General features: G+C 61.7%; 21 protein-coding genes, 1 tRNA gene and 3 pseudogenes. 17 read left to right on the plus strand and 8 right to left on the minus strand.

Features of this window, described 5'->3' with window-relative positions:
- The 4 genes and pseudogenes from BG842_RS18720 to BG842_RS18735 form a co-directional block, all read left to right on the plus strand.
- Positions 1 to 372 (plus strand): annotated as a pseudogene (locus tag BG842_RS18720) (hypothetical protein); the annotation flags it as partial.
- Between the two features lie 68 nt (positions 373 to 440).
- Positions 441 to 923 (plus strand): chemotaxis protein CheW, encoded by a 483-nt coding sequence (locus BG842_RS18725; protein WP_007977455.1) that lies wholly within the window; start codon positions 441 to 443, stop codon positions 921 to 923.
- A gap of 85 nt (positions 924 to 1008) precedes the next feature.
- Positions 1009 to 1371, plus strand: a complete 363-nt coding sequence (cheY, locus tag BG842_RS18730; protein ID WP_007977457.1) for a chemotaxis protein CheY — start codon at positions 1009 to 1011, stop codon at positions 1369 to 1371.
- Positions 1368 to 1751, plus strand: a pseudogene (locus BG842_RS18735) (response regulator); the annotation flags it as partial. The gene cheY and the pseudogene BG842_RS18735, both read left to right, overlap by 4 nt.
- Before the next feature lie 84 nt (positions 1752 to 1835).
- On the opposite strand, the gene BG842_RS18740 reads toward BG842_RS18735, so the two are convergent.
- Complete coding sequence (locus BG842_RS18740) at positions 1836 to 2159, minus strand: helix-turn-helix domain-containing protein (RefSeq protein ID WP_069451959.1); 324 nt, start codon at positions 2157 to 2159, stop codon at positions 1836 to 1838.
- 210 nt (positions 2160 to 2369) lie between these two features.
- Here BG842_RS18740 and BG842_RS18745 point away from each other — a divergent pair, with 210 nt between their 5' ends.
- From BG842_RS18745 to BG842_RS18770, 6 genes are all read left to right on the plus strand, one after another.
- Positions 2370 to 2753: a chemotaxis protein CheW gene (locus BG842_RS18745; protein ID WP_083252632.1), complete on the plus strand. Its 384-nt coding sequence runs from the start codon at positions 2370 to 2372 to the stop codon at positions 2751 to 2753.
- Between the two features lie 517 nt (positions 2754 to 3270).
- Positions 3271 to 5091 carry a glutamine--fructose-6-phosphate transaminase (isomerizing) gene (gene glmS, locus BG842_RS18750; protein WP_069451961.1) on the plus strand — a complete coding sequence of 607 codons (1821 nt, stop codon included), beginning with the start codon at positions 3271 to 3273 and terminating at the stop codon, positions 5089 to 5091.
- Positions 5092 to 5179: 88 nt separating this feature from the next.
- Positions 5180 to 6139 (plus strand): polysaccharide deacetylase family protein, encoded by a 960-nt coding sequence (locus BG842_RS18755; protein WP_069451962.1) that lies wholly within the window; start codon positions 5180 to 5182, stop codon positions 6137 to 6139.
- Positions 6140 to 6506: 367 nt separating this feature from the next.
- Entirely contained in the window at positions 6507 to 8093 is a 1587-nt protein-coding gene (locus BG842_RS18760; RefSeq protein WP_069451963.1) for an alkaline phosphatase family protein, read from the plus strand.
- Positions 8090 to 9037 carry an NAD-dependent epimerase/dehydratase family protein gene (locus tag BG842_RS18765; protein ID WP_069451964.1) on the plus strand — a complete coding sequence of 316 codons (948 nt, stop codon included), beginning with the start codon at positions 8090 to 8092 and terminating at the stop codon, positions 9035 to 9037. Before BG842_RS18760 ends, BG842_RS18765 begins: the two co-directional genes overlap by 4 nt.
- A 65-nt stretch (positions 9038 to 9102) precedes the next feature.
- Positions 9103 to 9187 (plus strand) — tRNA-OTHER (locus tag BG842_RS18770).
- 310 nt (positions 9188 to 9497) lie between these two features.
- Here the strand turns inward: BG842_RS18770 and BG842_RS32585 are convergent.
- The 7 genes and pseudogenes from BG842_RS32585 to BG842_RS18800 all read right to left on the minus strand — a co-directional run bounded on the left by BG842_RS32585 (position 9498) and on the right by BG842_RS18800 (position 16299).
- Entirely contained in the window at positions 9498 to 9626 is a 129-nt protein-coding gene (locus BG842_RS32585) for a hypothetical protein (RefSeq protein WP_256388556.1), read from the minus strand.
- A gap of 321 nt (positions 9627 to 9947) precedes the next feature.
- The gene (locus BG842_RS18775; RefSeq protein ID WP_069451965.1) at positions 9948 to 11414 is read right to left on the minus strand and encodes an oligosaccharide flippase family protein; all 1467 of its coding nucleotides are present in this window, start codon (positions 11412 to 11414) and stop codon (positions 9948 to 9950) included.
- A gap of 49 nt (positions 11415 to 11463) precedes the next feature.
- On the minus strand, positions 11464 to 12339 hold the full coding sequence (locus BG842_RS31960) for a hypothetical protein (protein WP_254663303.1): 876 nt from the start codon (positions 12337 to 12339) through the stop codon (positions 11464 to 11466).
- Between the two features lie 628 nt (positions 12340 to 12967).
- Positions 12968 to 14617 (minus strand): annotated as a pseudogene (locus tag BG842_RS27970) (NADH-quinone oxidoreductase subunit D); the annotation flags it as partial.
- Positions 14614 to 15276 carry an NADH-quinone oxidoreductase subunit B gene (locus tag BG842_RS18790; RefSeq protein ID WP_007980706.1) on the minus strand — a complete coding sequence of 221 codons (663 nt, stop codon included), beginning with the start codon at positions 15274 to 15276 and terminating at the stop codon, positions 14614 to 14616. The pseudogene BG842_RS27970 and the gene BG842_RS18790, both read right to left, overlap by 4 nt.
- A gap of 178 nt (positions 15277 to 15454) precedes the next feature.
- Positions 15455 to 16039, minus strand: a complete 585-nt coding sequence (locus tag BG842_RS18795; RefSeq protein ID WP_069451967.1) for a DsrE/DsrF/DrsH-like family protein — start codon at positions 16037 to 16039, stop codon at positions 15455 to 15457.
- Between the two features lie 2 nt (positions 16040 to 16041).
- Positions 16042 to 16299 (minus strand): sulfurtransferase TusA family protein, encoded by a 258-nt coding sequence (locus tag BG842_RS18800; RefSeq protein WP_007980708.1) that lies wholly within the window; start codon positions 16297 to 16299, stop codon positions 16042 to 16044.
- 216 nt (positions 16300 to 16515) lie between these two features.
- Between BG842_RS18800 and BG842_RS18805 the strand changes: the two genes are divergently transcribed.
- The 7 genes from BG842_RS18805 (at position 16516) to BG842_RS18825 (ending at position 21683) form a co-directional block, all read left to right on the plus strand.
- Positions 16516 to 17703, plus strand: a complete 1188-nt coding sequence (locus tag BG842_RS18805) for an MBL fold metallo-hydrolase (protein WP_069451968.1) — start codon at positions 16516 to 16518, stop codon at positions 17701 to 17703.
- An 18-nt stretch (positions 17704 to 17721) separates the two neighbouring features.
- Positions 17722 to 18213 carry a YeeE/YedE family protein gene (locus BG842_RS18810; protein ID WP_026177962.1) on the plus strand — a complete coding sequence of 164 codons (492 nt, stop codon included), beginning with the start codon at positions 17722 to 17724 and terminating at the stop codon, positions 18211 to 18213.
- The gene (locus BG842_RS18815; protein ID WP_007980711.1) at positions 18210 to 18680 is read left to right on the plus strand and encodes a DUF6691 family protein; all 471 of its coding nucleotides are present in this window, start codon (positions 18210 to 18212) and stop codon (positions 18678 to 18680) included. Before BG842_RS18810 ends, BG842_RS18815 begins: the two co-directional genes overlap by 4 nt.
- A 337-nt stretch (positions 18681 to 19017) precedes the next feature.
- On the plus strand, positions 19018 to 19167 hold the full coding sequence (locus BG842_RS30125; protein WP_007980712.1) for a hypothetical protein: 150 nt from the start codon (positions 19018 to 19020) through the stop codon (positions 19165 to 19167).
- Positions 19164 to 20162, plus strand: a complete 999-nt coding sequence (locus tag BG842_RS18820) for a sulfite exporter TauE/SafE family protein (RefSeq protein WP_083252633.1) — start codon at positions 19164 to 19166, stop codon at positions 20160 to 20162. The genes BG842_RS30125 and BG842_RS18820 overlap by 4 nt, the downstream gene beginning before the upstream one ends.
- 403 nt (positions 20163 to 20565) lie before the next feature.
- Complete coding sequence (locus BG842_RS30130; protein WP_171970536.1) at positions 20566 to 20709, plus strand: hypothetical protein; 144 nt, start codon at positions 20566 to 20568, stop codon at positions 20707 to 20709.
- A gap of 2 nt (positions 20710 to 20711) precedes the next feature.
- Positions 20712 to 21683 (plus strand): sulfite exporter TauE/SafE family protein, encoded by a 972-nt coding sequence (locus tag BG842_RS18825; protein ID WP_069451346.1) that lies wholly within the window; start codon positions 20712 to 20714, stop codon positions 21681 to 21683.
- Positions 21684 to 21781 lie beyond the last annotated feature (98 nt).

Genomic DNA, 21781 nt, shown 5'->3' on the forward strand with positions numbered 1-21781 from the left:
CCCAACATCGATTCCCAAGACGTCCGCGAATGGCTCGAAGACGACGTTGGTGACGTGGCGTCCAGATACGGGTTTCACATCACGGCGAAGGCCGAGGACGAAATCAACCATCAGCGGATGTTTTCGGATGACATTGGAACCGTCTTCGACAACCTTCTCATGTGGTACGCCCAGCAAGTCGAACCGAGCATGCCCGTCGAGGACGTGCTCGGCATTCTCATGATGGAGTCGAACGTTCGCGTCCGGTACCCGTCGCGGTGTTTCCGTGGTGTTCTCGGAACGTACGACTTATCACCCGACGATAGCATCGCCGACCTGTTTCGAGCGATGCAGGACGCGAATGGCATCGTCTTTTCCCCGGAAAGCGGCTAGCGATTATCCGCCGTGATAGTCGGGAGTAGGTTTTATGTATTGTCGTTCGATGTATTCGGTAACTGACTATGAGCGTTCAGAAACAGAATCCGTCGGCCGGGGAAACCCAAGTCGTGGAGTTTCGACTCGGCGAAGACGTGTGCGCGATCGATATCGAGCAGGTAGACAGCATCGTCGAGGTGAAAAAAGTCACGCGCATTCCCCGAACACAGGATTCCATCGAGGGCGTCATGGACCTTCGCGGAGAGACGACGGCCATCATCGACCCCAAGGAGTTCCTCAGCGTCGCCTCCGACGAGCGAGGGAACGACGTTCTCGTTCTGGACCGTCCCGACGACAAACAGAAAATCGGGATTCGAGTGGACGAGGTGCTCGACGTGACGACCCACGCCCCGGAGCACATCGACACCAGCGACGAACTGGAGAACCTTGACACCCGCGGCATCCGCGACCAAATCGCACAGGGAATCATCAAGCGACCCGACGACGAAAACGGTCTCGACCTCATCATCTGGGTCGATATTGACAAAATGATTACTAGCCTGAGTTAAGAATATCGATAAATCATCAACTGTGATAATCACAAGGGAGCATTTATTTTGCCCGCTTTCAAAAGCTCTCGATAGTGAAAGTTGAATGGTGAATGACGTACTAATTGTCGACGACTCGGAATTTATGCGGAATCTACTGCGCGAGATACTGGAGGAGAATTTCGAAATCGCCGACGAAGCCGAGAACGGCGTCGAAGCGATAGAACTGTACAAGGAAAAGCAACCGGACTTCGTGATGATGGACATCGTGATGCCGATTCGAGACGGCATCGACGCGACGGCCGAAATCAAGCAGTTCGATTCGAGCGCGAACATCATCATGTGTACGAGTATCGGACAGGAGGAGAAGATGAAGAAGGCGATCAAAGCTGGTGCCGACGGATACATCACGAAGCCGTTTCAGAAGCCCAGCGTGATGGAAGCCATCAACGACGTTATCTCAGCATGACGCGGGCGGTCGTCGTCGACGACTCGCATTTCATGCGCACCGTTATCACCGACGTTCTCGAATCGGGCGATATCGACGTGGTTGCACAGGCGACGAACGGGAAGGAGGCGGTCGAAGTCGTCGCCGAACAGGAACCCGACGTCGTGACGATGGACGTGGAGATGCCGACGATGAACGGTATCGAAGCGGTCGAGGAGATAATGGAAACGACGCCGACCCCGGTTCTCATGCTGTCCGCACACACCGAAGACGGCGCGGAAGCGACGTTCGAAGCCATCGACCGGGGGGCCATCGACGTCCTGGCGAAACCCGGCGGCGAGGTTTCGACCCGGATTTCGGCCCACAGAGACGACCTCATCGAGAAGGTTCGGTCGGTCGCGCGAACCGCGAACGCGACCATCGATAGTCCCGCGATAGCAAGTGTGACACTAAAAACACCGTAGAGCAGTTCTATCGTCTGCATGTTAGCGCTCCTTAAAGTCACGCCACACGTCGACCAGCGCGTTTTCGACTTCGGTCCGATCCTCGACGGACACGTCGATACCGTCCCGGTGAAACGAAATCGCAACGGCATCGATGTCACGCCGGTACACCTTCGTTCGACGTCCCTCGTTCGAGAATTCCCGTCCGGTCAATTCGAGTAGGTTCGCTTCCGTAAGCTCTTCGATTCGTCGGTAGCTCGTCGCTATCGGGATACCGAGTTCGTCGCTTAGCTCCTGTGCGGATTTCGGCTCGTGTGTTGCGTCGAGTATTTCGGCATTATATTTGTTGCCGTGAAATCTCAGCAGTTCTACAGACCCCCTCGGTTATCGACTTTGATAACCAGACCATAAAAAGATACCGTCACCGTTACTCTAGAAACTTATTATGAAAAAATTTGAATTGTAGAGAGCTACACTCGACGAAAAAGCGAATCTACCGCGACAGCCGTCGGCGGAACAGTAAAGTGGACTCCAACGGGAGATCCATTCATGTCAAAAACTGTGTCTTCGTTGCAGATGTTAGTCTTTCGACTTGAAGATAAACGGTATTGTATCGATATAGCACACATTGACGAAATTGTCGATAGACACGAATTGACTAAGCTTCCCGATTCGAAGCCGCACGTCGAGGGCGTCATGGACCTCCGTGGCACGACGACGACTATCGTCAATCCGAAGACGGTGCTCGGCTTGTCCGGTTCGGGGACCGGGAACCGCGTTATCGTCTTCGAGACGGAGGACGAACGGAGCATCGGGTGGGTTATCGACGAGGTGAATCAGGTCATCAGTCTGGACGATGTAGAGGTGGACGAGTCGGTCGAGAGCCAGTCGGTTCACGGCGTCATTCGACAGGACGGCGAGTTCATCATCTGGGTAAAGCCCTCCGCAATCAACGTCTGAGAGGTACAGGTCGCAACGAACTCGAGGGTCTCGTCTCATCCCATTCTACCGTGCCCATCTGCCGCCGGTTTCCGCACCGAGCGCGACTTTTCGTAGATGGGCGGTACCCGATATCGGTAGGTCCGTCCACTCGGCGAATTGCTTCCCGGGTCTGCGACTCGAAAGTAGTGAAAACATAATCGTGAGCACCGAACGTTTCCCGCAGTCTATCGCTGGTACGACCGGTGTTCGACCCGGCGGCGAGAATCGCGGGTACGACCATCTTGGCGGGTCCTAAGACCGTCCTTCGTCGTGGTCAGTATGCGTATAACAAAGAGGCAAAACGGGTATTCGTAATTACCGTTCAACCCCCGATGCCGGACACCGGGGGGAGCTGAACACAGCAGAGGCGAGTTACCTATGAGATTCCCGAACGCTAGACCAACAGTCTATCGAAGTCGCACCGTCCATCGGAACAAACACCAGCTATCGCTTCGTCGGCAATGAGTGACAACAACTTCTCGGAGGTATTCGGCTAATGTGTGGTATCATCGCCCGAGTTGGCGAAACGAAAGACGCTGTGGACGAACTGCTCGTCGGTCTCGAAAACCTCGAATATCGGGGCTACGATTCGGCCGGGCTGGCCGTGAAAAACGGCGGCGGTCCCGCGGTCTTCAAACGCGAAGGACAGATTTCCCACCTGAAGGACATGCTGATAGACGAGGTGCCAGCGGGCGGACTCGGTATCGGTCACACCCGGTGGAGTACGCACGGTCCGCCGACCGACGAAAACGCACACCCGCACACCGGTTGTACCGGGCAGGTCGCCGTCGTTCACAACGGCATCATCGAGAACTACGAATCGCTCCGGGCGGAGCTTTCGGACCGCGGCCATACGTTCGAGAGCGACACCGACACCGAAGTGATTCCCCACCTCGTCGAGGAGCACCTCGACCAAGGGGCGACGCCGGAACAGGCGTTCCGACGGACTATCCGTCGGCTCTCGGGAAGCTACGCCGTCGCGATGTTGGTCGAGGGAAGCGACGCGGTGTACGCGACTCGCTCGGGGTCGCCGCTCGTCCTCGGCGTCCAGGACGGCACGTACTTCCTCGCAAGTGACGTCCCCGCGTTTCTGGATTTCACCGACGACGTGATATTCCTCGACGACGGGGATGTCGTCGTTATCGAACCGGGCGGCCACGAGATAACGAAACTCGACGGCACGCCGGTCGAACGAGCCGTCCAGACCGTCGATTGGGACCCCCAAGACGCCGGGAAGGGTGGCTACGAGCACTACATGCTCAAGGAGATTCACGAGCAACCGACGGCGCTTCGTCAGACGCTTCGAGGACGTATCGAGCACGTCACTGGCGACATCTCCCTTGAGGACTTCCCGGAGGGGACGTTCGACGGAATTCGGCGCGTCCAGTTCGTCGCCTGCGGGACGTCCTACCACGCCGGGCTCGCCGGAAGCCACTTCATCGAGAGTCGCGGCGTCCCGTCGCAGACGTTCCTCGCCAGCGAGTACGCCGTCTCGACGCCACCGGTCGACGACGAAACGCTCGTTATCGGCGTCACGCAGAGCGGCGAAACCGCTGATACCCTTTCGGCGTTGCGACGTGCGAACGCGAGCGGCGCACGGACGCTCGCACTGACGAACGTCATCGGTTCGACCGCCGCCCGCGAGTGCGACGATGCACTGTTCATCCGCGCCGGTCCGGAGATCGGCGTCGCCGCCACGAAGACGTTCTCCTCACAGGTCGCGTCGGTGTCCCTCCTCGGCGAACGAATCGTCCGGGACGTCGTTGGCCATCGGAGCGAGGACATCGAAGCGGTGTTGTCCGCATTCGCCGACCTTCCCGACCACGTCCAACAAATCCTCGACTTCACGAAGGCTCATCGTATCGCGAAACGGTATCACGACAGCGATGCCTACTTCTTCATCGGCCGTGGGACGGCTTTCCCGGTCGCGTTGGAAGGGGCGCTCAAATTCAAGGAGATATCGTACGAACACGCGGAGGGCTTCGCGGCGGGCGAGTTGAAACACGGACCGTTGGCGTTGGTGACGCCGACGACCCCGGTATTTGCGGTGTTCGACGGCCAGAACGACGAAAAGACGCTCAGCAACGTCAAGGAAGTAGAGGCCCGTGGCGCACCGGTTATCGCGGTCACGAGCGATGCAAACGAGACGGTTTCCCAGCACGTGGATGACGTGTTAACGATTCCGGATACGCATCCCGACGTGGCGGGGGTCCTCGCCAACGTGCAATTGCAACTGCTCTCGTACCACGCTGCTGCCCTGCTCGACAGACCCATCGACAAACCACGCAATCTAGCGAAGAGCGTGACTGTCGAATGAGGCGGTCGGGTAATCCTCGCTTACCCACCAGAACGAAACTGAACGGTCGGCGCGGTTTAATCGCAGTCCGACCGCATTTTCGACACATATGAACGCCGTCGTCCTCTCTCTCGACGCCGAACTCGCATGGGGGTATCACGACTTCGAAGAGGTACCCGAACACGTCGAGAGCGCTCGCACATCGTGGTCGCGGCTCCTCGCACTGTTCGACGAGTTCAACGTCCCGGCCACGTGGGCCGTCGTTGGACATCTCTTTCTCGACTCGTGTGACGGCACACACGCGGGCCATCCGACGTCGACCGGCGACTGGTTCGACGGCGACCCCGGCGGCGTTGCGGCACAACACCCGCTCTGGTTCGGCGACGGACTCGTCGATTCCATCGTCGATGCCGACGCGAACCACGAAATCGGCTGCCATACGTTCTCCCACGTCGAGTTCGGTGACGAGGAAACCGACCGCGAGGTGGCCGTCGCGGAAGCACGGACGGGGTTGGAGGTGGCGGACGACGCCGGCCACACCCTCGAATCGTTCGTCTTTCCGCGGAACAACATCGGCCACCGGGACGTGCTCGCCGCCTACGGCTTCACCTGCTACCGCGGCGAACGACCGGAACTCTGGTACGACGGGTCGCGCTTCGATTCGCTGGGTAAGCTCATCGACCTGACCGTGAGCAAGACGAACCCGCCGCTGGTCGACCCCGAGGTGGACGAGTACGGACTGGTGAACATCCCCGCGTCGATGTTCCTGTTCGGCTACGAGGGACGGGTTCGGACCGTCACGGAACGGCTCTGGGACGACCCGCTCGTCCGGTCGGCCAAACGGGGCATCGACCGCGCCGCCGACGCCGAGGACGGGATTTTCCACCTCTGGATGCACCCGAACAACTTCACGGAGGAGCGGGATTTCGAGCGGTTGCGAACTATCCTCGAACACCTCGCCGCCCGGCGCGACGAGGCCAGACTGCAAGTCCGGACGATGGGGGACGTTGCCGGTGAGATTCGCGGCGTCGACCCCGCGACGACACGGACGCCCATCGGTCCGCGGTAACCGTTCGGTGGGTTCGTTTTCGAGGGACCGTCGGCGGTTTCGCTTTTCGCGGATTCGTTTTCACGGCTTCCCAGCGGCGCGTCGGCCGGGACGGCGCGGATGTGGCTGACGCTACCGACACCGACCCGTTTTTCGGGAGCAGGTTCAGTCGCGGCCCGCTTCGTTCGCCGCCCCCAATGCGGTGGTTTCGAACGTCGTTCGTTGTTCGCATCCGGCGGCCAGTCACACACACCCATCCCGACGAATCGGCGAAGAAAATTTCGAGTAGACCGAGCCGGAACTCCTGAAATCGGCCCATAACAAAGCGAATCCCGGTGGTGAATCCGAGAGAGCCACGGGCAGGCATCTGCCCCGGCAACGATAACCTATGTCGATGGAAACTGCGAGCCCGGAGCGGGCGTTCGTCCTCGGACTGGACGGCGTCCCATGGGATTTGATTCGGCGATGGACAGGGGAAGGAAAGCTACCGAACTTCGCACGGTTGCTCGAAGAGGGGGCCGCCGGACCGCTCACGAGCACGACACCGGACGCGACGCCGCTCGCGTGGCCGACGATCGCCACGGGTGTATGGCCCGACAAGCACGGGCTGTACGGCTTTCAGCATCTGGAGAAGGGGTACACCCATCGAATGAACACCAGCGCGGACGTTCGTCGGCCGGAGCTCTGGGACATCATCTCGCCCGCCGTCGTCGGCAACGTTCCGATGACCTACCCAGCGAGCGACATCGACGGGTCGCTCGTCACGGGGATGATGACGCCGGAGATGGACGACGGATTTACCCACCCGCCTGAACTCGCGGACGAAATCAAAGACACCATCTCCGACTATCGAATCGGACTGTCGTGGGACGAGTACCGCGACCGCCCCGACGAGTTCCGCGAGGAACTGTCGAAACTGCTCGACACGCGGCGGACCCTGATGCGACGGCTGATGGAGGAAGACTGGCGGCTGTTCTTTTTCGTCTACACCGCGCCGGACCGCCTCCAGCACCTCATTTGGGAGGACGACGTGCTCCTCGAACACTACCGCGAACTCGACGCCATCCTCGGCGAGGTGATGGAGTACCTCGAATCCCGCGATGCGGTGTTGTTCGTCGTCTCCGACCACGGCTTCGGACCGATTTCGCGGTTCGTCTTCCTCAACACGCTCCTCGAACGCGAGAACCTGCTGACGCGGAAGAGCGGCGACGGAACGCGGGGGACACTCGCCAAAGTCGGGTTGACGAAGGACCGCATCGAGGGGTTGATCTCTCGCCTCGGCATCAACGAGAAGACGCTCATCGAACACCTACCGCGGCAACTGGTCGATTCGGTCGCCGGCCACGTTCCCGGCGACCACAACCTCTACGACGTCGATTTCAGCGAGACGGTCGCGTTCGCTCACGGGTCGGGTAACGTCTACGTCAACGACACCATGCGGTTCGACCCCGGCGTCGTCTCGCCATCGGACGTTCCCGCGCTCAAGGAGGACCTCCGTTCGTTGTTCGAGGGGTTGACCGACCCCGAAACGGACGAGGAGGCGTTGAACGTCTACGACGGCGACGAACTGTTCCCGACCGACCCCTACTCGCCAGACCTCGTGGTGAAAGGCAACGAGGAGTACGAGACGGCGGTGTCGCTGACGCGCTCGGTGTTCTCCGACAGTGGCAGCAAAGTTGCCAGCCACCGTCCCGAGGGAATCTTCTTCGCGTGGGGAGCGAGCGTCGAGGCCGAATCGACGCCTACCGACGCGACCGTCGCGGACGTGGCGCCGACGCTTCTTCACTCCCTCGACGAAGCGGTTCCGTCGGACGCCGACGGTCGCGTCCTGAAGGAGATATTCCACTCGCGGTCGAAACCCGGTCACCGCGCCGTTTCACAGCGTGATTACGGCGATTCCGAGTCCTCAGATGCCGTCGAAGCGGACTTCGACGACGTGGAGGACAGACTCCGCGGACTGGGGTATATGGAATGACCGAGGGTTCCGCTTCGACACCTCGAACGGCACCACGCGACCGAACGATTCTCATTACGGGCGGTGCGGGCTTCGTCGGCAGTCACCTCGCCGAGTCCCTCGCACGCGACAACGACGTTCGAATCCTCGACGATTTCTCCACCGGAAAGCGCGACAACGTCCCGGCGGATGCCACGCTCATCGAGGGCGACGTCCGCGACCCGGAAGCCGTCGGCGAAGCGATGGCCGACGTCGATATCGTCTTTCACGAGGCCGCGATGGTCAGCGTCTCCCGGTCGGTCGAACACCCGCTTCGAAGCCACGCCGTCACCGGAAACGGTTCCCTGGTCGTCCTCGACCGCGCCCTGCGCGAGGATGCACGCGTCGTCCTCGCCTCCAGCGCCGCGGTGTACGGCCACCCCGACGCCGTTCCGGTCGTCGAATCCGAGCACAAGCGCCCAACCTCGCCGTACGGCATCGACAAGTTGACCGCCGACCAGTATGCCCGCCGATTTTCGGATCTCTACGGGATTGAGACGGTCACGCTCCGCTACTTCAACGTCTACGGCCCGCGCCAGAACCCGGAGTACAGCGCGGTCGTCCGAACGTTCCTCGACCAAGCGCGCCGGGGCGAGGACATCACCATCCAAGGCGACGGCACCCAAACCCGCGATTTCGTCCACGTGGACGACGTGGTGCAGGCGAACTGCCGCGCCGCCACGACCGACCGGACCGGCGAAGCGTTCAACGTCGGTACCGGAGAGAGCGTTACGATTCGAGAGCTCGCCGAGACGGTTCGTTCGGTCACCGACTCCTCCTCGGATATCGTTCACACCGACCCCAGACCGGGCGACATCGACCACAGCAGGGCGGACATAACGAAGGCGAGAACCGCGCTCGGCTACGAACCGACCGTCTCGTTGTCAGACGGCCTCACCGAACTGGTCGAAGGACCGACGGTCTGATCGACGTCTTTCCAGCGGTTCAGGGACGCCATAACAAAGTTACTCTCGCTCCTCGTAAGGAGTGTGGAAGGGTGGCTCAGTGGTAGAGCACCACCGACTCGTCGGTGGGAGCTTGATAGGCTTCGCGTGGTTCGAATCCCGCCCCTTCCGCTTTTGCGAGGAACGGACGTGACGAGAAAAAACGAATACGGATTCGAATCCTGCCAGCGGCACGCCCGCGCACGTCGAACGTCAGTGAGACGAGCAGGAACCGTTGGCTTCGGTTCGAATCCCGCCCCTTCCGTTTTTGCGACGAGCAGACGCAAGGAGAAAAAGCGAACGCGAGGACGCAAACCAGACGAATCACAGCCCCAACACCTACCTCGACGTGATGGGTACACTGTGAAATACTGTTCCCGTCTCGTATTCTACTGAATGCCAACGTGAGACACTGATTACAACTAAAAAGTACTAAATGGTACTATTTCCTGTTTTGCGCGGCGTCCCGGGAGCGAAACCGCTCGGTCGAACGAAACGGGAGCACGGTGGCGACTAGCTCGACGCGGCGACGACCGCTGAAGGCGACCGCTCCGGTGACGCGGAGCGTCACCGTCGCTCACCGCCGTCCGGTTTCAGCCTCCGGTTCTCCGGTTCCCGTTCCTCAGCCAGTGCTGTCGGTGCCGACACCCACACTCCCGACTCCCGCTCACTTCGTTCGCGGGGACGTAAGCGGCGGGCGAGTCTGTAAACTCGCCCGCCGCCCGGTCCACCATCGTACCTTCGTCCTCGCCCGGGACGCCATCGGCTTCGGTGGGAGCCTCGGCGGGAGCAAAGCTGGCCAGTTGCCCCTTCGTCGAGCGGTCGAGCCTTCGTCGAAACTAGTACGGGCGACCGACCGAACGGGACGAAAAGAGTCGGCTGTGACGGTCGCTCACGACAACACGGCGACGACGCGGCGGAGGTCGAGCAGGCCGCTCACGGTTGCGAGTCCGGCCCAGACCGCCCCGCCGAGCAGCACGACGGCGACGAGCGAGAGCGGGCCGGAGACGAACGGGAGGGCGGCGAAGACGACGGCGGACATGGCGAGCGTGATACCGAAGACGAACGCGACGTGGCGGAGCAGGCGCGAAACCGACAGGTCGAGTTCGTGGTGCACGACGTAGAGGTTGACCAGCACGTACACCGAGTGGGTGGCGACGGTGGCCCACGCCGCGCCGACCGCGCCGAGCGAGGGGATGAGGACCAGGTTGAGCGCGAAGTTCGCCGCCGAGGTCGCACCCTTGGCCCACGCCCGCTCCCGCGCCCTCCCGAGGTAGTCCAGCGCGTCGCTGGTGATCAGGGTCACCGCTTCGAGGACGACGTAGCCCGAGAATACCTGCACGACGGGGACTGCCCCGGCGTACTTATCGCCGAACACCAGCGTCACCGCGGGTCCGGCGACGAGCACCAGTCCGGCGGCGGCGGGGACGTAGAGGAGGAGCGTGTGCCGGAACGTCGTCTCGTAGAGCCGCGCGGCGGCGCTCCGTGCGTCCTCCGCCTTCTGCTCGCCGTAAGTCGGCGAGATGGTGAACCCGAGGGAGGCCGCGGGTGCCTGAATGAACGTGGCGATGTTCTTGGCGAGGTAGTAGTAGCTGACCGCGACCGGTCCGACGATGGCTCCGACGAGGATGGTGTCGATGCGCTTGTCGAGGACGTTCGCGCCCTGGGTCGCCGTGAGCGGAACGCTGTACCGGAGGACGCGCCGCGAGAGTCCGTCCTCGGGCGCGTCAGCGCTGTCGATTGTCGCGTAAAACTTCCAGTAGAGGACCCCAAGTCCGACGACCGTCGCCAGTCCGTAGCTCACGACGTAGCCGAGGAGCGCCCCGCCAGCGCCGCCGAAGACGAGGACGCCGACGACGACGAAGACGATGAGGCTCGCGCTTCCGGTCGCCCGCGTCACGGCGCTCCACGTCACCTTGTTGAACCCTTGGAACACGACGACGGCGAACGTCGAGAGGGAATAGAACGCGATGTACGCCCCGCCGAAGGTCATCAGCGGCGCGAGGTCGGGTTGGTTGACGAGGTGGGCGATGGTCCCGGAAAAGAGGGTGAACGCCGCGGCCACGATGACGACGGCGGCGAGTCGGTATCGAAGGGCGGCACGAAGGACGTAGGGCACCTGTCCCGGGTCGTTCTCGCGGTATTCGGTGACGTACCGGGCCGCCGACTTCGAGGTGCCGAGGTCGGCGAACAGCCCCGCGACCCCGAACACCGCGAGCGCGCTGCCGAGGATACCGTACTCGGTGGGAGTGAGCAGGAATCGGGTGAGGACCAGCACCAGCAATCCGTTCGAGGCGATGTGAATCGTTCGAGCGCCCAGCGTTGCCTTGAAACCGCGTGCGAATGATTTTGCGTCCATTATCGGCTGCCTCCGTGGTCTCGTCGGTGCGTCTGGTGTCGTCGGTTCGTCATCGGATGTAGTAGAGGTCGAACCCGCCGCCTGACTGCACCCGGTTCACGCCGGGGCGACTCTCCAACGTTCGGAACCCCTTCTTTGGGAACCGAAGCCCGTGATAGACGGCCAATTCGCGCTCCCGTGCTGCCTGTGTCACCGGCAGATAGCGCGGGCCGTCGAAGACCCGCTTCAGTCGAGCGGCGGTGAAGTTCTCCTCGGTGGCGTTGTAGTTGCCGTATATCCCCTCTCCACGGAACTCGGCGTCCCGGCTCCGCTCGAACCCGAGGATCGCGTCGGAGTACCGTTCACCCGGCGCTCGAAGCCCCGTGAACGTCGCGTCTCCGCGGTGGGATATCGCCGCCGAAAAGCCCGTCATCTCGCCGTCCGATACCTGCCCGGACGGCTGGTACATGTACGGCGAGTGGAAGATGGTCAGCAACGAGAGGACGAGCATGACCGCGAACAGCACCGCCGCGACCGCGCCGAGCGCCCCGTCGGGGCGCACCGGAAGTTTGGTCCCGAGCGCGCCCACGCCGCGGGCGAACGCGACGCCGCCGAGCATGGTGATTGGAACCATGATGAACCCAAGGACGCGGAAGTGGAACTGGCCGTAACTGGCGGCCAAGAAGGCCACGAAGAGGATGCCCAGCGGGAAGGTACCGACGGCAATGTACTTGCTGAACGCGCTGGCGTCGGTCCCGCGGACGCGGTTGAGCAACCCGCCGAGCATGAAGAACCCGGCGATGACGAGGAAGACGAAGCTAACGAGAAAGAGCTTCAGGAACAGCAGTTTGATGCTGCCGCCGAGTTGCGAGAGGCTCGCGGCCGCGTGGGCGGAGTCGGCACCCGCGGTCGGGTCCGAGAGGAGGCTGCTGATGAGCGCCTTCACCGCCCCGCCCGAGCGCTGATGGAACGGGGACCACGCGAGGAACATCGCCGTGAGGAAGAACGTCTGTGCGTACAGCGGGCGATGTCGAGCGATGGCGTGTTCGTCGTGGAACAGTCGGTACAGGAACTGCACGAAGACGACCCCGCCGAACAGCAGGATGACGTTGGCGGCCTGCTGTGGATGGACGAAGACGATGGCGAGCGAGGACAGCGCGAGGAGCGCTCCGGCCGCGGTTCCGAACAGCGGGACTCCCCGCGGGTTCGTCGCGGTGACGTACTTCGCCACGAGGTAGATGACCAGCGGGAGGAACAGTATCGCTTGCGAGGTCGGGTGGGGCATGACGAAGACGCTGATGGCGTTTATCGGGAGCAACAGGAACCCGGCGAGCGCCGCGTAGGTGACCGACCGGTCGTCGTCCACCACGACGCTCACGCCCAAGGGAACGAACAGCAGGTAGACGAGGACGAACGCGGAGACCATCACGAGCATGGCTCGCGCGAGCGGAACCCCCGTCGCTTCGTGAACGACGATGGCTATTGTGTGCGTCCCGGGGTAGAGCAGGTCGTAGGTGGGCATCGCGCCCGAAAGGATGTCCTTCGTCCAGCCGAGGTGCGTCAGCGAGTCCCCCCACCTCTCCCAACACGATATCGAGACTCCCGAGTGACGCAATTAGGTCCGGCACCAACTCGCCTTCCGACATCTCCGGCAGGGCCGAGAGGTTGTGGAAACACGGGCTTCGAATCTTGAACCGCGCGGGGCTGTCGGTGTTGTCCGAGCGGATGTAGACGCCGAGTTCGCCCTTCGCGCCTTCCACCGCGCGGTACGTCTCCGCGTCCATCGGCGGTTTGAGCGTCCGGGGGACGTTCGACTGCAGGGTGCGCTCCTCCTCGGGCCAGTCGTCGAGCAGTTCGACGCACTGCTCGACGATTCTGGCCGACTGCTCGACCTCCCGGAGTCGGACGAGGACACGAGCGTAGTTGTCACAGCCGTCCTCGGTTACGACGTCCCAGTCGAGTTGGTCGTAGTAACCGTAGGGGTCGTCGCGGCGCAGGTCGTAGTCGATGCCCGACCCGCGGGCGACCGGTCCGGTGACGCCGTACTGTTTCGCCACGTCGGGTTCGAGGATGCCGGTATCGACGCAACGGAGTTGGAATATCTCGTTGCTCGTGAGGAGGTCGTGATACTCCTCCATCGTCGCCGGGAGGCCGTCGATGAAATCGAGCGTCTTGTCGAAGAACTCCCGCCGCGGCTCCGGAACGTCCCAGATGACCCCGCCGAGGCGGAAGTAGTTGTACATCATGCGCTGGCCGGTCAGGTCCTCCAGGATGTTCTGGACGATTTCGCGGTCCCGGAACGCGTACTGGAAGATGGCGGTGAAGTCGCCGTACACGTCGAGCGCGAAGGTCCCGAGCGCGAGGAAGTGGCCGGTCATGCGCGAGAGTTCGACGCCGAGCGTCCGGAGGATTTGAGCGTACTCCGGCACGTCGATGTCCGCGAGGTCCTCGGCCGCCCGCGCGTACGCCCACTCGTTGGTCATGTTCGCGGTGTAATCCCAGCGGTCGGGGTACGGCATGATTTCGTGCCGGTATTTTCCCGATTGCGCCATCTGCTCCTCGCAGCGGTGGAGGTAGCCGATGTCGGGGCGAACGTCCAGCACCTGCTCGCCGTCGAGGACGGTTTCGATGTGGAGGACGCCGTGGGTCGCCGGGTGGTGCGGCCCGATGTTGAGAAACATCGTGTCGGCGTTGTCCGCGTACTCGTCGTGTTTTATCGGGTTTCTGTGGGCCTCCAGCGTGACGATTTGCGGACGGTCCTGGTCGTAGTCGAGGGAAAGCGGGTGGCCCTTCCACGCCTGCGGAAGGAGAATCCGGCGCAAGTCGGGGTGCCCCTCGTACTCGATACCCACGAGGTCGTAGGCCTCACGCTCGTGCCACTCCGCGGTTCTGTAGACGGGTTCCGCGGTCTGGCTCACGGGCGCGTCGGTCGGCGTGGGGACGACGATACTCACCTCTTGGGTTGGGTCGGCGTACTTTTTCAAGTGATAGATGCTCTCGAAGCGGTCCTCGTACTGCTGGGCCGACAGACACGAGAGGTGGTCGAACCCGGCCTCGTCCCGGAGCGTCGTCAAGGCGGCCTGCACTTCGTCGGGCCGAACGACGAATCCCGGCGCGTTCAAGTGGTCGTCGCGGCCGATGGCGAGGTCGCCGAGGAGTTCGGCCAGTTCGTCCGCCTCCAATTCCTGCACCGCCGGAAGGCGTTCTTCTCGTTGCGAACTCACGGCGAATCAACCCAGTTGTAGCGCATGACGAGCGTGTCCTCGTCGATTTCGTCCGTGAGCGACTGCACCAACTCGTCGCGTTCCAAGTCGCCGAACCGCTCCAGTTCGTACGGTTTGACGACGACCGGACTCGCCTCGCCGTGGGCGATTCGCTCCTGCAGTTTGGCGATACCGTAGATGAGCGCCTCGGGGCGCGGCGGACACCCCGGAACGTGGATGTCTACCGGGATGACCTCCTCGGCACCTTTGATGACGTTGTAGCCCTGCTGGAACGGCCCGCCGGAACAGGTACACGACCCCATGCTGACGACGAACTTGGGTTCGGGCATCTGGTCGTAGACGCGCTTCATCCGCGGCGCGAACTTCGAGACGATGGTTCCCGGCACGATGATGACGTCGGCCTGTCGCGGCGACGCGCGGGGCACCCCCGCCCCGAAACGGTCCAAGTCGTGTTTGACCGCGTAGGTGTGCATCATCTCGATGCTACAGCAGGCGATGCCGAACTGCAGCATGAACATCGACGACCCACGAACCCAGTTCATGAACGCGTCGAACTTCGTGAGAATGAACGGCGAGGTGCCGAGCGCCTCTCGGAGTTTCGAATCGAACCGCCCCGGCAGTTCCTCCTTTCCCTGTTCACGACTGGTCGGTTCGACCATCTCCCGCTCCGTCGCCCCCTGTCTCCGTCGAGGTGGATGTGTATCACTACTCATTGTCCCCTCCCCATGTGCCCGCTGCGGGCGCTGACTAGCGTTCGGGAGCGAGGCGTATGAGTATTCGGTCGTTACCGAACCCGTGTTCTGAAAATCGGCGTGTCCGGGGGAAAATTACTGCCGCTCAGACCAACAGTTGCACGTCGGACTCGGCCATGTGTTCGAGGGCGGTTGCGGCCCCGACGCCGGTGACGACGCCGTCGTAGAAGTCGTTCTCGTCGTAGTCCATCAGGTCGATGGTCATCTGGCAGGCCTGCAGTTCGACGCCGGTATCTATCGAGACGTCGATGAGTTCCTCGATGGTGGCCGTCCCGTTCTCTTCGATTTTGCGCTCCATCATCTTCGTCGCCATGGAGTCCATACCGGGGAGTGCGGCCATCGCGTTCGGCATCGGCATGCTCGGGTTGCCGACCGCGCTGAGTTTGAGGTTCTTCGACTTCTTCTCGTGCAGGATGTCGAGTCCCCAGAACGTGTGGAAGACGACGACGTCCCATCCGAAGGCGGCCGCGGTGCTGGCGAGGATGAGCGGCGGGTACGCCATGTCCAACGTGCCTTTCGTGGCGATGATGGTCATCTTCTTCTGTCCGTCGTCGTCGTCCGCTTTCAGGTCGGCCAACTCCGCCTCCAACTCCTCGATACGGGCGGCGAGGTCGGCGTCGGAGTTCGCCGCGTCCACGGCGTCACCGGAGTTAGTCGTGTCTGTACTCATGATTATTCCGTCTTCCGAACGAAGTGCCGGTAGACCGCTTCGCCGCCCTCCTCGTCTTCCTCTTGGTCGAGCATTTCGACGCCGTCGGTCGTGTCGGCCCATCCCTTGAGGTCGCTCATGCTTCCCGGGTCGGTTGCGACGACTTCGAGCACCTCGCCCTCGGCGAGCGAGTCCGTGGCCTGTTTCGTCTTCACGACCGGCATCGGGCAGTTCAATCCTTGTACATCTAGGGTCTCAGTGATATCGAATTCCGTACTCATCGTGTGAATCTCCTGTATTGGACGTATCGAACAATATCGGATACACCATTAAAAGTGTGTTGGTTATTGTGGATAGCATCCACGAGCGAATTAATTATAGTGTCTATAGTGCGCTCGTGTGAGGCTTTTCCGATTTCAATCCAACACTGTATTGTATGATTTGTGGAATACTATACGAACGCTTTTGTAGCTGTAGCCGATACCAGTTGATACAGCATGAGCGACGCAGCGTTTCCATCGCCGGACGCCGAAGTGGAATCGGTGACCCCCGACGAGCTATACGAGAAAATCGACGCGGGGGAGTCGGTTACCATTCTCGACGTCCGAGCGACGGGCGAGTACGAGAAGTGGCATATCGACGGGGAGAACGTCGAGACCATCAACGTTCCCTACTTCGAATACCTGGACGACCCGGACGACGAACTGTTCGAACCAGTTCCCGAGGACGAGGACGTGACCGTCCTCTGTGCGAAGGGCGGGTCGAGCGAGTACATCGCCGGTATGTTCGCCGAGCGGGACTACGAAGTGAACCACCTCGAAGACGGGATGAAGGGATGGGCACGCGTCCTCGAACGAAAAGAGATCGAAGGCGATGACGAGGACACCGCGGTTATCCAGTATCAGCGACCGTCGAGTGGCTGTCTCTCTTATCTCGTCGTTTCGGGCGACGAAGCGGCGGTCATCGACCCCCTCCGAGCGTTCGACGAGGAGTACGCCGCGAACGCGAACGAATACGATGCCGACCTCCGCTACGCCATCGACACGCACGTCCACGCGGACCACGTGAGCGGCGTCCGAACCGTCGCGGACGACGACACCGAAGCCGTCGTCCCCGCATCTGCGGAGGCGCGCGGCATCGACTACGACGAGTCCTATCGAGCGGTCGAGGACGGCGAAACCCTCCCGCTGGGCGAAACGGAAATCGAAGTCATCCACACGCCCGGCCACACGACGGGAATGACCTCGTACCGCGTGGGCGGCGTCCTGTTCACGGGAGACGGCCTGTTCACCGAGAGCGTGGCCCGTCCCGACCTCGAAGAAGGTGACGACGGCGCACCCGACGCCGCCGCGATGCTCTACGAGACGCTGCAGGAACGGGTGTTGTCGCTCCCGGACGACACCGTCGTCGCACCCGCACACTTCAGCGATGCGGCGACGACCGCCGATGACGGCACGTACACCGCAACCGTCGGCGACCTGCACGAGTCGATGGATGTGCTCTCGATGGAGAAAGACGAGTTCGTCGAGTTCATCCTCTCGGACATGCCGCCACGTCCGGCAAACTACGAGGATATCATCGCAACGAACTTGGGGCAACGACACGCAGACGACGAAGAAGCGTTCGAGCTCGAACTCGGGCCGAACAACTGTGCCGCGAGTCAGGATTCACTCACGAGCGACTGACGTGGCAGGAGGAAAACAATGGATTTAGTACCAGCATTTGCATTTACGAACCTGTTCCCGAACGGAATCGGACGGTACGCCATCGGTGGAATGTTCATCGGGCTCGGCGTCGCCGTCATCTACCTCGGAACCGGAATCATCGCCGGGGCGAGCACGTTTTTGGAGTCTACACTGTCCTACGTCTCCGACGTGCCCCGGTTTCAGAAACCGAAATACGTCGCGTCCCGTGACTGGCGTGTGTTGTTCACGCTGGGCATCGTCGGCGGAGCGGCCATCTACCAACTCGCGTTCAACGGCCAGTTCTGGACGACGGACGTCCAGTGGTGGCGGCTCCTCGGCGGCGGTTTCCTCGTCGGCGTCGGCACCCGTATCGGAAAGGGATGTACGTCCGGCCACGGGGTCTGTGGCGTCGGCTCCGCGTCGTTCACGTCCATCAGCAACGTCGTGACGTTCATGGCAGTCGCCATCGGCGTCGCACAACTAGTGCAGGCCTTGGGGGTGTCGCCATGAGCGGAGAATCGAAGAGCCGAGGACCCCTCTTCAACGTCCTCATCGTCGTCGGCGGGTTGATATTCGGTTTCGGGCTGGGCTTCAGTCACATGGCCCGACCCGAGGTCGTGCTCAACTTCCTGCAGTTCGAGGATTTCGGCCTCCTGTTCGTCATGGGCGGTGCGGCGGTCGTCACCGGGGTGACCTTCGCGGTTGCAAGCCGCTCGTCCGGTCGAGCACCCTTGACCGGAAAGGCGTACACCCGAAGGCTGAAATCGTTCGACCGGAACGTCCTCATCGGCGGCGGTATCTTCGGCGTCGGTTGGGGCCTCTCCGGAATCTGTCCCGGTGCGGCATACGCGAGCCTCGGAATCGGTAACTACCCCATCCTGTTCGCTATCGGCGGCATGTTCGCCGGTGCGTACGCGCAGGGGCTCTGGCGGAAACACAGCGTGAGCGACCGACCCGTGTCGTCGGAAGCGGACTGATTTCACGTTCGGCTGCGGTACTCGTTTCGTGACGGAGCGCGGTCGTGTTTTTGATGTGAAAAACCATCGTCGAAACTTCCCCGGCAGCGTCGGCACCGTCGAGTAACGCGTTCGACAGCGAAGAGTCGCTGAATCAATTCTCCGAAGGTGTGATCCGAGTTCGAGGGCGAAATCTGCCGTAGGGGACGATGTGACGGATTAGCGCCGGATAACATATGGGAATAGTATTGCCCGCTAGACCCAAAACTATTAAAAGCAATTGTGGCTAATCCACGGCCAAGCGACATAGTATGAAACGTACACAACTACCCAGTCGATGCACGACGGATCGATATCCATGTTCGGAATAGAATCGCTCAGCGGGAACCTCCATGCGGCGGCTATCGTCGGACTCGTGTTCAGCGAGGCGTTGGTGCTGTACGCCGGGTACGGCGTCGCCACCGGTGCCCTCGCCTCGGTCGTCGTGAACGCCATCCGAGGTGAATGACGATGGAGGTTCTCGGTATGAGCCTCCTCCTCGTTCTCCTCTTCGTCGGCTTCGGTCTCATCATCGGAATCCTGTTCGGATTCTTCGGGATGGGCGGGTCGTTCCTCGTCACGCCCGCGTTGCTGGTGTTGGGATATCCGGCAAAGGTCGCGGTCGGAAGCGGATTAGCATTCGTCTTCGGCACTGCCGTCATCGGTGCGCTTCGGCACCGCGACCTCGGACAGGTCGATTACAAACTCGCGGCGCTGATAATCACCGGGATGACGGTCGGTATCGAGATCGGCAAACGGGCGGTTCTCCTGTTGGAACGAGCGGGCTTGTCCGATATCGTCATCAGCGTCGCGTACGTCGGCCTCCTCGTCGTCGTCGGCCTGCAGACGCTCCGAGATTCGATGCAGAGCGAGTCGGACGACGGCGACACGTTGGACCTCTCGAACGCTCTCGAACGGGTCCGCATCCCGCCGATGCTGACGTTCACGGGCGGAACGACCGTCTCGCTCTGGGTGACGCTCGGCATCGGACTCGGTATCGGTATCCTGTCCGGCTTCCTCGGCGTCGGCGGCGGCTTCCTCCTCATGCCGACGATGCTCTACGGCTTCGGCGTTCCGGCCGAGGTTGCCATCGGAACTAGCGTGCTTCAGATAACGATTCCCGGCAGCTTCGGCGCGTTCGTCTATGCACAGGAAGGTGCCGTCAACGTCCCCGTTGTCGCGTCGTTGCTCCTCGGGAGCGCGCTCGGGGCGCGCATCGGCGCGGCCGCGACCGAACTGATAGACGGGGACGACATCAAGGGCTACTTCGCCGCGATGCTCCTCGCGGGCAGCGTCGCCGTCGCAAGCAAGAAACTGAGCGCCATGACCGGCATCGCCGCGCTCAAAACGGTGAGCATGGTCCTCATTTTCGGAGCGGCGATTCTCGTCAGCGGGGCCATCATCTACAGCTCCGTGCGGGTACTCAGGGGACAGTCGGTTTCCGGTCGGCCGTCGACGAACTGACCCGACCTCGGCACACAGTGCGATTTTTGGTCGGGTAACGAACCGATGTCAGCGACAGCACCGCAGTCGTCGGTTCGACTACGCCGTCGTGGAACCGCGGACACGGTACTGACCCATTTAACAATATTGTATTTCTATTGCAAATCACTAGGGATGGTTTCGCCGATATTTTCGAGCCGCATCGATATTTTCCAAGATGGAGGAAGAGGATAAAATGTTGCTCAAAAACGACACGTTACCGCAATAGGGGCCTGATACATGCCGATATCCGGTTTCGACCGAGGCAGATTGTATTGCACAATATTCACAAAACTATTAAGACCTGTGAGCGGATAGGCTGTAGTGAGTAGAAAAGTATGATTCGCACAAAACCGCGGTCAGTACGAAAGCGAGGTCGATGAGCATGTTCGGAATCGAATTGAGTGGACTCGGAGCAGCCACGACGGTCGGTGCCGTTCTCGGGGAGGCAGTCGTCCTCTATGCCGGATACGGTGTCGTCGTGCAGATGGTGAGTTCGAACGTTATCGACGCGCTTACGGGTGAGTAATCGTGGAGCCACTCCTCATTGCCCTGTTCATCGGGTTCGGACTGGTCATCGGAATCCTGTTCGGATTCTTCGGGATGGGCGGGTCGTTCCTCGTCACGCCCGCGTTGCTGGTGTTCGGATACCCGGCGAAGGTCGCGGTCGGAAGCGGACTGGCGTTCGTGTTCGGCACATCGGTCATCGCCGCGCTCCGACACCGTAACCTCGGACAGGTCGATTACAAACTCGCGCTGATGTTCATCGTCGGCATGACGAGTGGTATCAAGGTCGGGGAATACGTCGTGTTGTGGCTCGAAGCGACCGGCATGGCTGACATCGTTGTGGGGACCGCCTACGTCCTCCTGTTGGCCACGGTCGGCCTCTTCACGTTCCGCGACTCGCGTGGCAGTGACGACGACGGCGCATCGTCGCTCCCGGAGCGCTTCGAGGTGCTCCAGATTCCTCCGATGGTTTCCATCAGCGGTGGCGTGGAGATTTCGGTCTGGCTCACGCTGGGCATCGCGCTGTTCGTCGGCATCCTGTCCGGCTTCCTCGGCGTCGGTGGCGGCTTCCTCCTGATGCCCGCGATGGTGTACGTCCTCGGCGTTCCCACCGTCGTGGCAGTCGGGACTGACGTGCTCCAGATCACCGTCTCCGGTGGTTTCGGCGCGTTCTCCTACGCCCAGAACGGGGCCGTCGAACTCGCCGTCGTCGCTCCGCTCTTGGCGGGAAGCGCGCTCGGAGCACGCATCGGTGCAGCGGCAACGAACCTGACCGACGAGGACGACATCAAAGGCTACTTCGCCGCGATGCTCCTCGCGGGCAGCGTCGCCGTCGCGAGCAACCGAGTCGGAGACGCGCTGGGCATCCACCTCCTCGACCAGATCAGCCTGGTGCTCATCTTCGGCTCCGCGGTGGTCGTCGCCGCGGCGGTCGTCTACAGCGCACTCGTCAACCTTCGGGAGCGCGAGTCGCCGAGCGTGTCGACCTCCGACTGACCTTCGGGGCGAACAAGTAGTTTTGTACAAACCATGCAAAATCCTTATACGTGCCAAATTCTTACTCACGACTTGAAAATGGCGAACTCGATGGCCGA

The organism is Haladaptatus sp. W1, from assembly GCF_001723155.1.
Lineage (GTDB): Archaea > Halobacteriota > Halobacteria > Halobacteriales > Haladaptataceae > Haladaptatus > Haladaptatus paucihalophilus.